General features: G+C 52.6%; 3 protein-coding genes. 1 reads left to right on the forward strand and 2 read right to left on the reverse strand.

Going from position 1 to position 3,836, the window contains the following annotated elements:
• Positions 1 to 294: 294 nt before the first annotated feature.
• On the reverse strand, positions 295 to 1,857 hold the full coding sequence (locus J3U95_RS27970; RefSeq protein ID WP_208281734.1) for a hybrid sensor histidine kinase/response regulator: 1,563 nt from the start codon (positions 1,855 to 1,857) through the stop codon (positions 295 to 297).
• Between the two features lie 5 nt (positions 1,858 to 1,862).
• Positions 1,863 to 2,666 carry an alpha/beta fold hydrolase gene (locus tag J3U95_RS27975; protein ID WP_208281735.1) on the reverse strand — a complete coding sequence of 268 codons (804 nt, stop codon included), beginning with the start codon at positions 2,664 to 2,666 and terminating at the stop codon, positions 1,863 to 1,865.
• Between the two features lie 610 nt (positions 2,667 to 3,276).
• On the opposite strand from J3U95_RS27975, the gene J3U95_RS27980 reads away from it, so the two are divergent.
• Positions 3,277 to 3,654 carry a response regulator gene (locus tag J3U95_RS27980; RefSeq protein WP_208281736.1) on the forward strand — a complete coding sequence of 126 codons (378 nt, stop codon included), beginning with the start codon at positions 3,277 to 3,279 and terminating at the stop codon, positions 3,652 to 3,654.
• The last annotated feature ends 182 nt before the right edge of the window (positions 3,655 to 3,836 follow it).

The raw sequence follows: 3,836 nt of genomic DNA on the forward strand, positions 1-3,836 counted from the left end.
GGCTTGCTTGAGGATGGCGATGATCTGGCTGTCGGTAAAACGGGACGTCTTCATGTAGAGCTTTCTGTTCTTAAGTAGAAAATTCTACTTCTAAACGCGCTCTTTCTGTGGGGGGATTACCGTAACTTTCGATGAACTACGGGCACAAAACCCTATGCCACCTGTCTGACGACGCACGTCCGCAATGGGTTGCGCATTCAACCGGTCTGCTTTCGGTTACAAGAAGTCATTAGGAGCCGCAAGCGTGCTGTACAGGACCTGATTTAAAGCTGCCATTCTTGTCTATGAAGTTTCCTAATTATTAGGAGCCAACAATAAGCGCAACTGCGCAAAATCCACTGGCTTGGTGAGGTGGTGATTGAAACCAGCATCAAACGCGAGTTGACGATCTTTGTCCTGCCCCCACCCAGTCGACGCGATCAAAATCATGGACGCCCCCTCGGTCGTTAACCGTAGTCGCCTTGCCAATTCGTAACCGTTTATATCGGGAAGTCCGATATCCAGCAAAGCGACCTGAGGCATGAAGTGGGTCGCAATGTCGAGCGCTGCTTCGGCGGTATGGGCCACCTTTACGTCATAGCCATCCAACTCCAACGCCATCGCCATTGTTTCGGCAGCATCCGCGTTGTCATCAACAACCATAACGCGCAGGCTGACTGGGTGTACATAGGGAGCTTCAGAATCTTGGCAAGACACAATGCCAGTGCTGAGCGGCAGGCGCATCGTGAATTCGGTTCCCCTGCCCAGTCCTGCGCTGTCAGCATAAATAATGCCGTCATGGAGTTCGACCAAACCGCGTACCAACGCTAGTCCGATACCCAATCCACCCTTAGCTCGCTCCAGGGCTGGTTCAAGCTGGGAAAACATATCGAACACAGTCGAAAGCGCGTCGGACGCGATCCCAATGCCATTGTCGCGCACCCGAAGTACAGCCTGTCCTTGATCACGCGTCAACTCAAGACTGATCAGTCCACCGTCAGGAGTGTATTTCACCGCATTGGTCAACAGGTTCAGGACGACCTGCACCAGTCGGGTAGCATCCCCGTTGACTACAACAGGATGCTGCGGAAGCGATACTTTGAACGTGTGCCTGGCCGCCTCCATAAGACTCTTTACATCCTGCGCAGCGCTGCGCACCAGCATGCACAGATCGACCGGCTCCTGCTTCAGTTGCATGCGTCCTTGGGTGATCCGTGACACTTCCATTAAATCGTCGACCAACCGGGTTAGATGCCGTAGTTGGCGATCGAATACCGACATCAGACGATCGTCTGCTACGCCATCCAACTTCAATTTCAAGACGTCGAGTGCGCTACGCATTGGCGCGAGCGGATTTCGAAGCTCATGAGAAAGCGTTGCGAGGAACTCGTCCTTGCGTCGGTCAGCTGTCGACAAGCGTGCATTGGCAGCCTGCAGTTGCGCTTCCGCCCCCTGGCGCGCTTCGAGCGCTGCTTCGGCCGTCTTGCGTGCAATGAGCAGTTCGCGCTCATATTTCCTGCGATCCGAGGCCTTGAACAGCGCCCACTGGTCAAGCACGCGATCACCGTCTTTCAAGCGCATGATGTTTATCAGCATCGGCACTCGCTCGCCCAAGCGGTTATACAAGTCGACTTGAATCTCGGCCACAGACCCTTGCACTTGGAGGATAGGAAGGCAGTGTGTGTGATGGAACAAGCGCGCGCCAACAGGGAGTAGGTCCGGCATGCGCTGCTTGCCGGACAGCTCATCCTCTTCATACCCGAGCCAACGACATGCCCTTGCATTTGCTTTTAAGATCAAGCCGTCGGGCTTAACAAGCAATAGTGCGCAAGCCGCATGCTCGAATAAAAAATCACCCGACGGCAGTGTCTCATTCATCAGGATCAGCGCAAAGTCTGCGCGAGAAAGCTTTCAATGACCCTTGAGCTCTCAGTTGGCGCGCTCATGTGTGGACAATGACCTACGTTCTCAATGACATGCAAGATGCTGTTTGGCAGGTGTCGATGCAGGTAGTCGCCAACAGCACGGGGGGCGATCAGGTCATCGCTGCATTGAAGAATCAATGCCGGCACCTGCGATTTAGGTACATCGGCACGATGATCAGAGAGGAAGGTAACGCGAGCGAAGTGCTTGGCGATCTCAGGATCGTTGCGGCAAAAACTGTCCCTTAATTCCTCGCGCAAGGCGGGCTGGTCTGGCACGCCCATGATCGCTGGCGCCATGCTGCTGGACCAGCCCAGATAGTTCGATTCGAGTGTCTCAAGCAACTCGTCAATGTCCTCATGTCTGAACCCGCCGATGTAGTCGCCATCATTAATATAACAAGGGGAAGGTCCAATCATGACTTGCGCGGCAAACCGTTCGGGCGCCTTGATCGTCGCAAGCATGCCAATCATGGTACTAACGGAATGACCGACAAACACCACGGGCCCGGTTGCGCACTCATCCAAGATCTCAAGCAGATCGTCAGCATACCCGTGCAGCGTGCCATACTTCACTCGATCATAGGCCGTGATATCAGACGCGCCGCTGCCGACGAGATCAAACGAAACAGTACGAAAATGTTCACCGAAGGCAGGGGTAAGAAAACGCCACATCGTCTGATCACACCCGAACCCGTGAGCAAACACCATAGTAGCGGCTCCGTCACCCGCAATGCGAACATTATTTCTTACTAAAACGGACATGTAGTTTTCCTGGAGAAATATTTAACGCTGCGCAAAACGTCGATTGTATCCTGAACTGATGAGAACAGACGCACACCATTGGCTATAGATAAAGTAGCAATAATTCATATTTTCGGTGCTCTAGTCAAGGTGATTTTCGCGAAGCGAGGCAGCGCTCGTAGACACTAATGTGCCCTACATGGTAGCGAGGCTACTGTATCCAGCGAAGGGTTTAGTAGCTGACAGTAAGTTACGGGCATCTTTCCCTCCTGCCTAGCCAGACAAGCCTATCTTGCTTCCGATGTAACACTCGTTGATCGAAGTTACGTTGAATTCCCTTAAGGGACGGGGACGGATGTTGCGCTCGCCTCGTCTAAATCAACCGAGAATTTCCCGTTGGGCAACAATCTCACTAAATTGGGAGCATCCGGAATTTCCGCAAACGGCCTGTAACGGAGGGCCGATATGCTCCGCCGTAAGTACACACAAGATAGTCGGATTTCCGCAACGTAAAACATACCGATGCCAAGAGGAAAGATTCAGGAAGCGAAATTAAACTCAACTGTTACTTGTTAAGGCTTATGATGTGACATCTACGGACGAACGTTGTAGTCGATCAACGATACTGAGCATGACCATGGGCTTACATAAAAATATATTGGTAGTCGACGACAATCAAGACGTGGCAGACACGACAGCCTTCCTACTTCAAGCCTACGGCTTCAGTGTTAGTGTCGCCTACGGTGGGCCTGAAGCGCTGGCCATCGCCCGCGTCGTTCATCCTGACCTGGTGTTTCTCGACATCGGCATGCCTATTATGGATGGGTACGAAGTCGCGCGGCGCTTGCGGGCCGATGCTAAGCTTTGTAAGGCTAAGCTGGTTGCGTTCACTGCATGGGGAGACGAAGCTTCACGACTCCAAGCGAAAGCAGCAGGCTTCGATCTGCACCTAATGAAACCTTCAAATGTCAGCGAGATCATTGCGGCTGCCACGATGGAAAGCGCTTAATCCTACTGCGCTACCGTTTGTGTATCTGTGTCTCTACATATTCAACAACGAGATCGAACTATAGTGGATCCACCTTTTGAGACAGCGGCCACGGGGTAGTTTAAGCTGTCGTCCACGAAAGGATGACAGCAAATGGGTGAAGCAAAGAAACGCAAGGTGCACACGGCCGAATTCAAGGCCAA

The sequence above is a fragment of the Massilia oculi genome, from assembly GCF_017582745.1.
Classification (GTDB): Bacteria; Pseudomonadota; Gammaproteobacteria; order Burkholderiales; family Burkholderiaceae_D; genus Telluria; species Telluria oculi_A.

What these genes read in the sequence shown, in the direction of transcription:
- J3U95_RS27970 (WP_208281734.1), bottom strand. Translation starts at nt 1,857, where the DNA reads ATGAATGAGACACTGCCGTCGGGTGATTTTTTATTCGAGCATGCGGCT.
- J3U95_RS27975 (WP_208281735.1), bottom strand. Translation starts at nt 2,666, where the DNA reads ATGTCCGTTTTAGTAAGAAATAATGTTCGCATTGCGGGTGACGGAGCC.
- J3U95_RS27980 (WP_208281736.1), top strand. Translation starts at nt 3,277, where the DNA reads ATGACCATGGGCTTACATAAAAATATATTGGTAGTCGACGACAATCAA.